Origin of the sequence: Akkermansia massiliensis (assembly GCF_018847375.1) — a bacterium.
GTDB lineage: Bacteria > Verrucomicrobiota > Verrucomicrobiia > Verrucomicrobiales > Akkermansiaceae > Akkermansia > Akkermansia massiliensis.
On the sequence record NZ_CP072036.1, the window covers coordinates 2,504,291 to 2,518,379 of the forward strand.

Below are 14,089 nucleotides of genomic sequence, written 5' to 3' on the forward strand. Positions count from 1 at the left end.
TGACATGATTGAAAGCTGGAGATGGTACGGTCCAAGTGATCCTGTGACGTTGAGGGACATCCGCCAGGCCGGAGCCGCGGGCATTGTGACGGCCCTGCATGAAGTGAAGTGCGGGGAACTCTGGACGCGGGAGGCCGTGGCCGAACGCGCGCGGATGGTTGAAGAAGCAGGGATGAAATGGGTGGTGGCGGAAAGCATTGCCGTCCATGAAGACATCAAGACGCGTTCGGGAAACTGGAAGCATTATCTGGAGGTTTACAAGCAGAGCCTCCGCAACCTGGCCGCAGGAGGCGTGAAAGTGGTGTGCTACAATTTCATGCCCGTGCTGGACTGGACGCGTTCCGACCTGGCTTTTCCGCTGGAGGACGGCAGCAGCGTTTTGAAGTATGACGCCGTCCGCGTGGCCGCGTTTGACCTATTTATTCTGGAGAGGGCGGGGGCAGCGGACAATTACGCGCCGGAAACGGTTGCGCGCGCCCGCGAACTTTTCCAGTCCATGGACGGAGACGCCCGCAAGGCGCTGGCGGATTCCATCCTGCTGGGCCTGCCCGGCACGGTGGATGACCTGACGCCGGAGCAGTTCAGGGAAATGCTCAAACGCTACGAGGGCATTGACGATGCGCAATTGCGTCGGAACCTGTATGACTTTCTGAATGAAATCATGCCCGTGTGCGAGGAAACGGGCATCCGCATGGCCATTCATCCGGATGACCCTCCCCGCCCCATCTTCGGCCTTCCCCGCATCATGAGTGATGAGGAGGACATGCGCCAACTGGTGCGGGAGGTTCCCTCCATGCATTCCGGCTTCACGCTCTGCACCGGCTCCCTGGGCGGCCTTTATTCCAATGCGCCGCACCTGCTGATGGAGGAGTTTGCGGACAGGGTGTATTTCGCCCACTTCCGCAATACGGTGTTTGACGCGGATCATGAAAGCTTCCGGGAATCCGGTTCCCACCTTTGCGGCCATACGGACATGGCCTATGCCATGCAGTGCCTGCTGGACGAGGAAGCCCGCCGCAAGGCCGCGGGATGGCCGGACTGGCGCATTCCGGTGCGCCCGGACCATGGGAAGCTGATGGACATTGACCTGGAGAAGCACTGCTATGCCGGGTATTCCTACGGCGGCCGCGTGATCGGCCTGGCGGAACTGCGCGGCCTGGCGATGGGGCTCCAGTCCTTCCGTCCGCTGGCGGGAAAAACCGCTGTCGTGACCGGGGCCGCGGGCGTGCTCTGTTCCGTGATGGCCCGTGACCTGCTGAAGGCCGGGGCCAGTGTGGCCCTCCTGGGCCGTACCCGCTCCAAGCTGGAAGACCTCCAGCGGAAGCTGGCGGAGGAAGGTCTGGGCCGGACGCTGGTGCTGGCTGCGGACGTGCTGGACAAGGCCGCTCTGGAACAGGCCTGTTCCCGCGTGAAGGAAGAATGGGGAAGGCTGGACATCCTGGTGAACGGCGCGGGCGGCAATGACCCGCGCGGAACCAGCCCGGCGGAGCAATGCATGCCGGACACTCCGGCGGATCAAGGCTTCTTCGGCATGGACATGGAGGGCTTTGAGTACGTGAACCGCCTCAACATGATCGGCACCATCCTGCCTTCCCAGGTGTTCGGGGAACTGCTGGCCGCCTCCGGCGGGTGCATCGTCAACATCTCCTCCATGGCTGCCTTCCAGCCTCTCACCAAGGTGGGCGCGTACGGAGCCGCCAAGGCCGCGGTGGACAATTTTACCAAGTGGCTCGCTACGCATCTGGCCCCGCTGGGCGTCCGCGTGAACGCGATAGCCCCCGGGTTCTTCATCACGGAGCAGAACCGCTTCCTGATGATGGAAAAGGACGGGGCAACCCCCACGCCGCGCGGCCGCAAAGTGCTTGCCAAGACTCCCATGCACCGTTTCGGTGAGCCGGAGGACCTCTGCGGGGCGCTCCGCTTCCTCGTTTCTCCTTCCGCCTCCTTCGTGACGGGCATCATCATTCCCGTGGACGGGGGCTTTCTGGCCTATTCCGGAGTATAACCGCCAACGTTTGCCGCCATGTTTATCAACGACGATTTCCTGCTGGACACTCCCCAGGCCAGGACGCTTTTTCATGAGTACGCGGAAGGACAGCCGATCATCGACTACCATTCCCACCTGGACCCCGCCGCCATTGTGGACAACCGCCAGTTCTCCAACATCGCCCAGCTCTGGCTGGACGGGGACCATTACAAATGGCGCGCCATGAGGACGAACGGCATTCCGGAACGCCTCTGTTCCGGAGACGCTCTGGACCGGGAAAAGTATGACGCCTGGGCGGCTACGGTGCCGCGCCTGCTGCGCAATCCGCTGTACCACTGGACGCATCTGGAACTGCGCCGCCCCTTCGGCATTTCCGGCATTCTGTTCAGTCCGGAAACGGCGGACGAGGTCTGGAAAAAAACCTCCTCCATGCTTCAGTCCGGAGGAATGGGCGCGCTGGATATCCTGAAAAGGATGAACGTGGAGACCGTCTGCACCACGGACGACCCCTGCGACGACCTGTCCGCCCACCGGAGGCATGCCTCTTCCGGGGATTCCGTCAAACTGCTCCCCACCTTCCGCCCGGACAAGGCGCGCGCCGTCCACCAGGGCAGTGCGTGGCGGGAGTGGGTGGCGCGCCTGGAACAGGCATCCCGCATGGAAATCCGTGATTTGGCCGCTTTCAGGGAAGCGCTCGCCTCCCGGCATGACTTTTTTGCCCGTCACGGCTGCAAGCTCTCGGACCACTCACTTGAAGCGTTTGACGAGGAAAGCCTGTCCGGAGAGGAAGCCGCCGCCCTGTTCGCCTCCGCTCTCCGGGGCGGTGACATCGCCTCCGGGGATGCGGTCCGTTTCTCCAACTACCTGATGGACTACTTCGCGGAGCTGGATTCCGCGAAAAACTGGGTGCGCCAGCTTCATGTGGGCGCGCTCAGGAACCCGAACGGAGCCGCCCTGCGGGACCTGGGGCCGGATACGGGCTTTGACGCCATAGCGGATTTCACGTACATGGCCCCGCTGGGCCGTCTGCTGGACCGTTCCGCTCAACAGGGAACATTGCCGCGCACCATCCTGTACAACCTCAATCCGCGGGACAACGCCGCCCTGGCCGTGCTCTGCGGCAGTTTCCAGGACGGCGTCACGGCCGGAAAAATGCAGTACGGGGCCGCCTGGTGGTTCCTGGACCAGATGGACGGCATGACCCGCCATCTGGAAACCCTCAGCCAGCTCGGCATGCTCTCCCGCTTCGTGGGCATGCTGACGGACAGCCGCAGCCTGCTGAGTTATACGCGGCATGAATACTTCCGCCGCATCCTGTGCCGCGTCCTGGGGCGTGACATGGCGCAGGGCCTGGTTCCGGACGACATGGAGATGGTAGGCTCCATGGCGGCGGACATCTCCTACAGGAACGCCAAACAATATTTCAACTTTTAAACCATGAAGACACTGCTGGAAAAATTATCCGCCATCAGGCTTGTCCCCGTCGTCGTCATCCATGACGCGGACAAGGCCGTACCCCTTGCCAAAGCGCTGCTGGACAACGGCTGCGCCTGCATGGAAATCACGTTCAGAACGCCAGCCGCCGCGGAAGCCATTGCCCGCATTTCCCGGGAAGTCCCCGGAATGCTGGTGGGCGCGGGAACCCTGCTGACGCCGGAACAGGCGCAGGCCGCCTGCCGGGCCGGAGCCTCGTTCGGCGTGGCTCCCGGCTTTGACCCGCAGGTGGTGAAAGCCGCCGCAGGGATGGATTTCCTGTTTGTGCCGGGCGTCTCCACCGCCTCGGAAATGAGCCAGGCACTTTCCCTGGGCTGCCTGTTCCAGAAGTTTTTCCCGGCGGAGACCGCGGGAGGCGTCAGGATGCTTAAATCCCTGTTGGCCGCGTTCCGCCATACGGGCGTGCGCATCATGCCCACGGGCGGCATTAACGCGGGCAACATCGGCTCCTGGCTGGAAATCCCGGAAGTGGCCGCCTGCGGCGGTTCCTGGATTTGCGAATCTCCCCTCATTGAGGCCGGAGACTGGGAGGAAATAGGCAGGCGCACGCGGGAAGCCCTGAAAGCCTTGAAGGCAGACGCCCTTTAACAACCAACTGCGCTTTACCCATGCTCCAGGAACAACCAAGGCAGGACTCCTTCCGGTGGATGATTCTCTTCATGCTCTTTGCGGCGACGACGATCAACTACCTTGACCGCCAGATTCTCTCCATCCTGAAACCCATTCTGGACCAAGAACTGGGCTGGACGGACGCCCAGTACGGCATGATCATGTCCATCTTCCAGGCTTCCTACGCGGTGGGCCTGACCATGTTCGGGTGGATTATCGACAAATACGGCGCGCGGATGGGCTTTGCCATTTCCATCATCTGGTGGAGCGTGGGCGCGCTTTCCCATGCTTTTGCCGTAGGCGCCAAATCCATGGGCCTCAGCCGCGTTATCCTGGGCCTGGGGGAAGGCGGCAACTTCCCGGCGAGCATCAAGACGGTGACCAACTGGTTCTCCTCCGGGGAACGCGTGTTCGCCACCACCCTGTTCAATTCCGGCGCGAACGTGGGGGCGCTGGTGGCTCCGGCCACCATCCCGTTCATTGCCGCCGCGTGGGGCTGGCAGTCCGCCTTCATTGCAGCCGGCGTTCTCGGCTTTATCTGGGTGATATTCTGGCTCCGGATGCCGAAGAACCCGCGCGTGAAGCTGGCGGAGGAATCCGCCGCCCTGGCGCAGGCGGAAAAGGAGGAAGTCAGGGCTTCTATTCCGTGGAGGAAATTGCTGGCTTACAGGCAGTCCTGGAGCCTCATCCTCGTGCGCTTCCTGACGGACCCCATCTGGTGGTTCTTCCTCTTCTGGCTGCCGGATTTTTTCAGCAAGCACTTTGGCTATAACATCAAGGAATCCGCCCTGCCGCTGATCGTCATTTACGCCCTGGTGACCGTACTGAGCATTTTGGGGGGCACCCTGACCAAATTCCTGGCAAACCGTGGATGGAGCCTGAACAAGGTCAGGAAAATCTCCATGCTCGTCTTTGCCTGCTGCGTGGTTCCGGTGGTCTTCGTCCAGTACTTTGACATGTGGACCATCGTGGCGGTGCTGGGGCTGGCGGGAGGCGCGCACCAGGCGTGGTCCGCCAGCGTGTACACGCTGGGTTCCGACATGTTCCCGAAGTCGGACGTGGCATCCATCACCGGCCTTTCCGGCATGGCGGGGCAGATCGGCAGCGTGCTGTTCCAGACGGCAGTGGGCTTTACCCTGTCCTGGTTCGCCGCCCAGGGAAATGCCTCCCATGGGTACGACATCATCTTCATGGTCTGCGGAAGCGCCTATCTGGCGGCATTCGTCATCTTCAGCCTGATCATTCCCAACATCAACATGGTGGCTCCCCGGGAAAGGTGATCTTCCAGAGCATTTCCTTTCCACGGGATTGATACGGCATTCCGGAAAGTAAAGATGCCCGGAGGCATGGCGGAGCGTGCACCAGACGCGTTCCGGTGATGTGATGGCGGCGTGAGGGAAATGAATCCCCCACGCCATCATTATTGAATTATGTCTATTACAGTTACCAATCCGGAAGGCCGGAACGTTGAATTCAAGTCTCAGAGGGGACCGACCTGTGGTCTTTATGCCCTCTCCTTTGTCTTGGAATATCTTTATGATATTAAAATCCCCGCCACGGCAGACGGGGACAAAACCAGGGAATCCCTGAGGAACAAATTCAAAAAGGACGGGAAAACCGTTATTGGAGAATTATATGACGCTACTCCCTCCATGGCCGATTATATCAAGGGTCTGGAGTCCACCAAAATCAAGTGTCAGTCTGTTGCCTGTGACGTCACTGCCATCATTGAAACGCTGAATGGCGGAGGCCTCTGCATGGTTCCTTTCTGCGTGGACGCCTCTGGCAAACCCGATAATTCAGGAATTCGCGCTCATTGGTGCGTTGTGCAGAAGAATGTGGCCCATGCGTCCAGGAAATTGGCGGACACCTACCATTGGGGCGCAAAATTCCTATTTGACCTGAATGTTTTACGGACTAGCAATAACGCCATTCAGGACGTGCTGGAATCCTGGTGGGGCAAAGACAAGGACAGCACTGCCCTGGAGTATTATTCCTGTGACTCGGAACAGAGCACGACGGCAGTTGATTCCCTGGGGGCAACCCATCAGCTCAAGCCCGGTTCCGTCAAGAAAATTCCGGCAACTGCCCTCAGCCAGAAATTGGCTGGAAAGATGCTGGTTTTTACCAAGTAGGTTAGCGCCGCGGCGGATGGATTTTCAGGAATCCGTAAATGGCAAAGCGGGCGGTCCCTTTCATGGAGGGGACCGCCCGCAAGTGGTTTTATCCGGTATGCCGGAGATTTTTAGCCGACGCGTTCCACCTTCACGGAGTGGGACTGCCCGTTGATGACGATGGTCAGGTCACGGGAACCGGAGGGGCCGCTCACCTGGGCGGTGATGCCGTTGTCAATGACGGTCATGGAAGGCGCAGCGGCTACGGGAGCTGCGGCGGGAGCGGTGTCCACCTGCACGGGGGCTTCTTCCTTCGGTTCCGGCTTCTTGTAGAAGTCTTCCACCTGCTGCGGGAACATGGCGTAAATCACGCAGTGTTCGTCGTCCGTGGGGAGTCCCTTTTCCGCGAGCTTCTTGCGCAGGTCTTCCATGCCGGGCTTGATCAGGTCCGCCGGGCGGCAGGTGATCGGTTCCTTGCCCATTTTTTCCGCGCAGAGCTTCTGCACTTCCGGGTCCACCGGGGCCGGGGTGCGGCCGTAGTAGCCCAGGGCGATGTCCGCCGCCTGGGGAGTGATGTTCTTCCAGCGGCCGAACTTCACGTTCAGCATGGACTGCACGCCCACAATCTGGGAGGTGGGGGTCACCAGCGGAATCCAGCCCAGGGCCTTGCGGACCACGGGGATTTCCGCGAACACTTCTTCAAACTTGTCTTCCATGCCCTGTTCCTTGAGCTGGGTGCGGAAGTTGGAGAGCATGCCGCCGGGCACCTGGTAGCGGAGCGTGTCGGAGTCCACCACTTCGTTGCGGTGGGAGGTGAACTTGCCCAGGCTTTCATAAACGGGCTTGAGCATTTCGGACACCTCAATGAGCTTGTCCGCATCGTAATCCGGCTTGCGGGGATTGCCGTTCAGCAGGGCGAGCATGCGCAGGCAGTCCGGCTGGCCCGTGCCGTTGGCGAAGGGGGAGATGGAGACGTCGCACGCGTCCACCCCGGCGTCAATGGCGCTGAGGTAGGTGGAGGCGCCGAGGCCCGCGGTGTCATGCGTGTGGATCCAGACGGGGATATTCAGGTCCTTCTTCAGGGCGCTAACCAGTTCATGGGTCACATAAGGGGGGATGAGGCCGGCCATGTCCTTGATGACGATGGCGTCTGCCCCCATGTCCGCAAGTTCCCGGCCCATGTCCACGAAGCTCTGCGTGGTGTGCACGGGGGAGGTGGTGTAGCAGATGGTGCCGTGGGCCTGGGCTCCGGCCTTCTTGGCGGCGCGGATGGAGGTTTCCATGTTGCGCGGATCGTTCACGCAGTCGAAAATGCGGAAGATGTTCATGCCGTGCTTGGCGCTCATGGCGACGAAGGCTTCCACCACGTCGTCCGCGTAGTTGGTGTAGCCCACGATGTTCTGGCCGCGCAGGAGCATCATGTGCGGCGTCTTGGGGGCGGCCTTCTTCAGGGCGTCCAGGCGGTCAAAGGGCCACTCCTTCAAAAAGCGCAGTCCGGCGTCGATGGTGGCGCCGCCCCAGGTTTCCAGGGCGCTGAAGCCCATGGAGTCCAGAATGGGGGCGATGGGCAGCATATCTTCCGTCTTCATGCGGGTAGCTGCCAGGGACTGGTGCCCGTCGCGCAGAACGGTACAATTGAATGTAACAGGATTCATTATTTAGTTAACTATTGTTAAAAATTGAAGAGGTGGCTTCTTGAGGGTGATTTTCTCACAGCCTCCCTTTCAGGTCAAGCGTACAACAGCGGATTCACCGCAAGAACTACTGCACGGGAGCCATCAGCCGGGCCAGGTTGCAGAGCATCTTGAACCCCAGGGATTTGTTGTTGTAATCCTCCAGGGATTCCTTTTTGGAGGAGGAAAAATCCTTCTCCAGCATCTCCTTCACCTCCGCGCAGACGGCGGGGGAGTGGATGACGGCGGTGATTTCAAAATTCAGGGCCAGGGAGCGGTTGTCCAGGTTGGCGGTGCCCACAGTGGCGATGTCGTCGTCCATCAGGATCACCTTCTGGTGCAGGAACCCTTTCTGATAGGCCCATACCTGGATGCCGTACGTGTCCAGGTCACGGAGGAAGGTGAAGGAGGACAGCTTCACCAGAATATGGTCCGCCCGTTCCGGACGCAGGATGCGCACGTCCACATTACGCAGGGCCGCGGCCTGGAGGGCGGCCATGACCCCTTCGTCCGGGACGAAGTAGGGGGTGGCTATCCAGAGCCTTTCCCGGGCTCTGTTCGCCAGGGCAATGATCGCGGTTTTCCAGGCGGGGATGACGTCCGCCGGGCCGGAAGGAAGCATCAGCACGGTTTCATCCTCCCGCTGGGGCGTGATTTCCCAGCACAGGCAGGGCAGGGAGGAGGGGCCGGATTTCAGCATGGCCCAGTTCCAGTCTTCCAGGAAGCTGATCTGCGTCTGCTGGACGGAGGGGCCTTCCAGCTGCACAAACGTGTCCCGCCAGTAGCCCAGGGCTCCCTTGCCCAGGTACTCCCGCCCGATGTTCATGCCGCCGATGAAGGCGGTGGCCCCGTCCACCACCACCAGTTTGCGGTGGTTGCGGAAGTTCAGCCGCAGGATGTTGCTCAGGAAGTGGCGTTTTCCGTTGAAAGGCTCAATGTTCACGCCCTCCTTCCGCAGGGCGGAGATGTAGCCGGGGGGGAGCTTGTGGGAGCCGATTTCATCATAAAGCATGTAGATGCGGATGCCGGCCCTGGCCCGTTCAATCAGCAGGTCTTTCAGGTTCTGGCCCACGGAATCATTCTTGATAATGAAGAACTCAATCAGGATGTAATGCTCCGCGTTCATGATGGCGTCATAAATGCGGGGAAAGGCGTGGTCCGCATCAATCAGCAGGCGGCAGGAGTTCCCCCGGCATACGGGCAGCCGCACGATGTCGGAAAGGGTGTGCATGATTTTTCCGGGCGCATTGGCGGCCTGGACGGTATATGGGGTCATGCAGTTCGTGATTTTATCCGTCAGTTCCCCCCAGGAGGATTCGGGGTCCGTCTGTTTCCGCCGCGTTTCCACATACCCGCTGAACCTGCGTCGCCCCAGAATCAGGTAAAAGGGAACCGCTATATATGGAAAGGCCAGCAGGGAAATCAGCCACGCGATGGTCCCCTGCGGCGTGCGCGTGTGGAGCAGGGCCGGAATGAGGCAGAAGGCGCCTGCAATGTGGCAGAGGGCGGCAAATCCCAAGTATGGCTCTTCAGGGATGATCATGGAACGGAAACCGGAAAAGATGCGGAGGGGGGGAAAACGGCGGGAAGCGGTGAAAAGGCTGGCTTTTGAGGCTGGAGATGGTACTAAAGTAGCGCATGCTCGTATTATCACGGGTCCAGGGATTAGAAAAGCGTAAATTAAGGGAATGAAACAGTATTTGGCACTTTTGGAGGATGTCCTGACCAACGGGGTGGGGAGGGAAGACCGTACCGGAACGGGCACCATCGGTGTGTTCGGGCGGCAGAGCAGGTACGACCTGCGCGACGGTTTTCCGTGCCTGACCACCAAGAAGCTCCATCTGCGCTCCATCATTTACGAACTGCTCTGGTTCCTGAAAGGGGAGACCAACATCAAGTTCCTGAAAGACAACGGCGTTACCATCTGGGATGAATGGGCTGATGAAAACGGGGAGCTTGGCCCCGTGTACGGCGCGCAGTGGCGCTGCTGGCCGGGGAACGACGGGAAGCCCATTGACCAGATTGCCAGACTGATTGACGGCCTTAAAAACAATCCGTGGTCCCGCCGGCACATCGTCAGCGCGTGGAACGTGGCCCTGGTGGATGACATGGCGCTCCCTCCGTGTCATTCCCTGTTCCAGTTCTGCGTGATTCCCGCCCAGCCGGGAGAAGGGAAGCACGGGCTTTCCCTCCAGCTTTACCAGCGCAGCGCGGACCTGTTCCTGGGAGTTCCCTTCAACATAGCCTCCTACGCATTGCTTTTGCTCATGGTGGCGCAGGTATGCGGGTATGAGGCGCGGGAATTCATCCATACCTTCGGAGACCTGCACCTGTACCGGAACCATCTGGACCAGGCGAGGGAACAGCTCTCCCGCACGCCGCGCCCTCTGCCGGTCATGAAGCTCAACCCGGAGGTGAAAACCATTGACGGGTTCCGGTATGAAGACTTTGAACTCGTGGGGTACGATCCCCTGCCGCACATCAAGGCGCCCGTTTCCGTTTAGAATTCCACCCCTTGATCCATCATGTCACAGCCCGTTACTTATACAGGAGTAGTCGCCATGGCCTCCGGCCGCGGCATCGGCTACCGGGGAGCCTTGCCCTGGCGCCTGCCGGACGACCTCAAGACTTTCAAGCGCATCACGACGGGCCATCCCGTGCTGATGGGCCGTAAGACATATGAGAGCATCGGCAGGCCGCTCCCCGGCAGGCAGAACATCGTGCTGACCCGTGATCCGGCCTGGACGGCGGAAGGGGTTCAGGTGATCCATTCCGTGGAGGAACTGGAACGGCTGGAGCTGATGAACCCGGAAGTCATGGTCATCGGCGGGGCGGAAATTTTTTCACTCATGATGCCGTTCATGTCCCGCATGTGGGTCTCCAAAGTAAAGGGGGAATATCCGGCGGATACTTTCCTCCCGCCGTTTGAGGACAAGCTTGGCCATGCATCCCTGAAGGAACGGTTTGAAGGCTTTGACCTGTACTTGTACGAGTAGGGGAAGGGACGGCTTCTTTTCCGCATTCTCCCCGGATATGGGATGAAGCGCAAAAAAGACGGAGCGGCAAAGCCGCCCCGTCTTCCAAATAGGGATTTTTTCTCCCGTTATTGCGCCTTTCCGGTGAACAGGGCCTTCACCCATTCACGGTAGCGCTGGAACATGGCGTACAGCGCCGGAATGAACAGGATGCCCACCACGGTGGCAAGAATCATGCCGTAGAAGGTGGAGATGCCGATGGCCTTGCGGCTTGCCGCGCCCGCGCCGGAGGCGATGACCATGGGGAACACCCCGATGATGAAGGAAATGGCCGTCATCATCACGGCGCGGAAACGCTGCCGGGCCCCTTCCAGAGCCGCCTCCTGGATAGGCACGCCGCGCTCCCGCTCCATCTTGGAGAACTCCACCATCAGGATGGCGTTCTTCCCGGCCAGGCCCACCAGCATCACCAGCCCCAGCTGGGCGTAAATGCTCAGGGGAGTGTTGCAGATGATCAGGCCCAGCAGGGCGCCCAGCAGGGCCACGGAGACGGAGACGATGACGGAAATGGGGACCGTCCAGCTCTCATACTGCGCCACCAGGAACAGGTAGCCGAAGAGCAGGGCCATGCCCATCAGCAGCACGATCTTGCCGTCATTCTGCCGTTCCTGGTAGCTCATGTCCGTCCAGGTGATGGAATAATTCTCCGGCAGCGGAAGGGCCTCAATCTGGTTCATCAGCTCTCCGCTGCTGACGCCTGGCTTGGCCTGGGCGGTCACTTCCGCGGACATGAGCTGGTTGAAGCGGGATATCTGCCGCGGTCCGACCATGTAGGACAGGGTGGCTACGGAGCTGAGCGGCACCATCTGGCCCTGGTCGTTCTGGATGTAGGTGTTCATGATGTCGTTGATGCTGGTGCGGTCTTCCGCCGCGGACTGCATCTTCACCTTGAACGTGTAGCCGATCAGGTTGAAATCATTGATGTACATGGAGGCCAGCTTGCTCTGGAGCGTCGTGAAAATGCGGTTCACGGGCACGTGCATGCTCTGCGCCTTTTCACGGTCGATGTTCAGGAAAAGCTGGGGCGTGTTCGCCTCATACGCGCTGCGGGCGTACATGGCCCCTGGCAGCTTGTTGATCTTGTCCAGCAGTTCGTTCGTCACGCGTTCCAGGTCCTTGGGAGTTTCTTCGCCACTGGCCTGGAGCATGAAGGAGACGCCGCCCGTCAAGCCCAGGCCCATGATGGCGGGTGGGCTGAACACGGTGGCCTTGGCCGCCGGAATCTCGTCGCACAGGATGGAAGCCTTCTGCATGATGGAATCCAGGGAAAGCTCCGGAGTCTTGCGCTTGTCCCAGGAGTCAAGCTGGGCGATGCACATGCCCAGGTTTTCCCCGTTGCCGCCCATGAAGCTGAACCCGGAGGTGGAGGAAACCTGGCGCACGCCGGGAATGCTCATGAGCTTCTGCTCCGCGCTGCGCATGGCCTGTTCCGTACGGCCCAGCGTAGCGCCCGGAGCCAGCTGGATGTCGCAGAAGACGGTGCCCTTGTCTTCCGGGGGAAGGAAGGATTTGGGAACGGTCTCAAACAGTTTCCAGTTGCCGACCAGCACGGCGGCCAGCAGAATCAGCGTGAGCCAGGCGCGGCGCACCATGATGCCGGCGCACTTGATATAGCTCTTGCGCGCCCATTCCAGCGTGGCGTTGAAGGGGCGGAAGGGGCTGAACCTGCTCTGCTTCCTTTTCTTCTTCTTCAGCAGCAGCACGCACAGGGCGGGGCTGAGCGTCAAGGAATTGATGGCGGAAAGGCAGAGGGCCACGCACATGGTCACGGAGAACTGCATGTAAATGTTCCCCACCATGCCGCCGAAAAAGGCGATGGGCACGTAAATGGCCACCGTCACCAGCGTGGTGGCGATGATGGCCCCCGTAATCTGGTGCATGCTCTTCTTGGTGGCTTCTTCCGGGGTCAGGTCCTCCGTTTCCAGAATGCGCATGGTATTCTCCACCACGATGATGCCGTCGTCCACCAGGGAGCCGATCACCAGAATCAGGCCGAACATGGTCAGCACGTTGATGGAAAAGCCCAGCGGCAGCAGGATGGCGAAGGTGCCGATCAGGGAGACGGGAATGGCGAGCGCCGGAATGAGGGTGGCGCGCCAGTCCTGGAGGAACACGTACGTGATGCCCACCACCAGGATCAGGGCGATAATCAGCGTTTCCACGATTTCCGCCATGGTGGCGGAAATGTATTGCGTGGGGTCGTAACTGACGACATAGCTCACGCCGTCCGGAAAGCGTTCCTGCAATTTGACCAGCGTATCCTTCACGCCGTTCATGGCTTCCAGGGCGTTGGCGTCGTCCAGGCGGTACACGGCCATGTTCACGGAATCCTCCCCGTTGTTGCGGCTGCTGCCCGTGTAGGTCTCCGCGCCCAGCTCAATGCGGGCGATGTCGTCCAGACGGGTGACGTGGCCGTCCTGTCCGGTGCGGACGATAATCTTGCTGAACTCCTCCACGGTTTGAAGCCGCCCGGTGACGTTCACCTTGTACTGGATGAAATTGTTTTCCCCTTCCGAGCCGATGGAACCGGCGGCGGCTTGGACGTTCTGCGCCTTGATGGCGTTGGAGACGTCATCCGGAGTGATATTCAGGGCGGACATGCGCAGGGCGTCCAGCCAGATGCGCATGCTGTAATTCTTTTCCGGCATCAGGTTGACGGCGGAGATGCCCGGCACGCGGGCGATTTCATCCTTCACCCTGGACTTGACGAAGTTGTTCAGCTCCAGGGAACTCATGCTGGTGGACCGGAAGGCGAAGAACCCCAGGATGTCCGAGGAGCGCTTACGTATCTTGATGCCCTGGTCCGTCACTTCCTTGGGCAACTTGTACTCCACGCGCTTCAGGGCGTTCTGGACGTTCACCATGTTGATGTCCGAATCCGTGCCGCTCTTGAACGTCAGGGACAGGGAATAACCGCCGGTGTTGTCAGACTTGGAGGAGAAATAAAGCAGGTTTTCCAGCCCGTTCAATTCCTCCTCAATGGGAGAGGCCAGCGTCTCCATCACCACCTGGGCGCTCGCGCCCGTGTAAGTGGCCTGCACATTGATGCTGGTGGGGGCGATTTCCGGATACTCCGCAATGGGCAGCTGCTTCAGGCAGATGCCGCCCGCCAGAATCATCAGGATGGCGATGACGATGGCGAATTTGGGGCGTTTGATAAACAGGTCCGCAATCATG

Annotated in this window: 10 protein-coding genes and 1 pseudogene; 8 read left to right on the forward strand and 3 right to left on the reverse strand. The window is 60.3% G+C overall.

Annotated features, from left to right (window positions below):
- Positions 1-4: 4 nt before the first annotated feature.
- The 6 genes and pseudogenes from uxuA to J5W70_RS10480 all read left to right on the forward strand — a co-directional run.
- Positions 5-1,174 (forward strand): annotated as a pseudogene (gene uxuA / locus J5W70_RS12990) (mannonate dehydratase); the annotation flags it as partial.
- Positions 1,163-2,005 carry an SDR family oxidoreductase gene (locus J5W70_RS12995; RefSeq protein WP_343123163.1) on the forward strand — a complete coding sequence of 281 codons (843 nt, stop codon included), beginning with the start codon at positions 1,163-1,165 and terminating at the stop codon, positions 2,003-2,005. The pseudogene uxuA and the gene J5W70_RS12995, both read left to right, overlap by 12 nt.
- Before the next feature lie 18 nt (positions 2,006-2,023).
- Positions 2,024-3,421: a glucuronate isomerase gene (uxaC, locus tag J5W70_RS10465; RefSeq protein WP_022397980.1), complete on the forward strand. Its 1,398-nt coding sequence runs from the start codon at positions 2,024-2,026 to the stop codon at positions 3,419-3,421.
- A gap of 3 nt (positions 3,422-3,424) precedes the next feature.
- A complete protein-coding gene (eda, locus tag J5W70_RS10470) occupies positions 3,425-4,069 on the forward strand; it encodes a bifunctional 4-hydroxy-2-oxoglutarate aldolase/2-dehydro-3-deoxy-phosphogluconate aldolase (RefSeq protein ID WP_022397979.1) in 645 nt (214 codons plus the stop codon).
- 20 nt (positions 4,070-4,089) lie between these two features.
- Entirely contained in the window at positions 4,090-5,370 is a 1,281-nt protein-coding gene (locus J5W70_RS10475) for an MFS transporter (RefSeq protein WP_022397978.1), read from the forward strand.
- A 150-nt stretch (positions 5,371-5,520) separates the two neighbouring features.
- Entirely contained in the window at positions 5,521-6,225 is a 705-nt protein-coding gene (locus tag J5W70_RS10480) for a hypothetical protein (protein ID WP_022397977.1), read from the forward strand.
- Between the two features lie 110 nt (positions 6,226-6,335).
- Here J5W70_RS10480 and J5W70_RS10485 read toward each other — a convergent pair whose 3' ends face one another.
- Both J5W70_RS10485 and cls read right to left on the reverse strand, forming a co-directional pair.
- Positions 6,336-7,859, reverse strand: coding sequence for a pyruvate carboxylase subunit B (locus J5W70_RS10485; RefSeq protein WP_022397976.1), 1,524 nt, complete (start codon positions 7,857-7,859; stop codon positions 6,336-6,338).
- Between the two features lie 106 nt (positions 7,860-7,965).
- A complete protein-coding gene (cls, locus tag J5W70_RS10490) occupies positions 7,966-9,420 on the reverse strand; it encodes a cardiolipin synthase (RefSeq protein ID WP_022397975.1) in 1,455 nt (484 codons plus the stop codon).
- Between the two features lie 145 nt (positions 9,421-9,565).
- Between cls and J5W70_RS10495 the strand changes: the two genes are divergently transcribed.
- The gene (locus J5W70_RS10495; RefSeq protein WP_022397974.1) at positions 9,566-10,381 is read left to right on the forward strand and encodes a thymidylate synthase; all 816 of its coding nucleotides are present in this window, start codon (positions 9,566-9,568) and stop codon (positions 10,379-10,381) included.
- Between the two features lie 21 nt (positions 10,382-10,402).
- Positions 10,403-10,873, forward strand: a complete 471-nt coding sequence (locus tag J5W70_RS10500; protein ID WP_022397973.1) for a dihydrofolate reductase — start codon at positions 10,403-10,405, stop codon at positions 10,871-10,873.
- 107 nt (positions 10,874-10,980) lie between these two features.
- Here the strand turns inward: J5W70_RS10500 and J5W70_RS10505 are convergent, their stop codons facing one another.
- Positions 10,981-14,088 (reverse strand): efflux RND transporter permease subunit, encoded by a 3,108-nt coding sequence (locus J5W70_RS10505; protein WP_022397972.1) that lies wholly within the window; start codon positions 14,086-14,088, stop codon positions 10,981-10,983.
- Position 14,089: the final 1 nt, after the last annotated feature.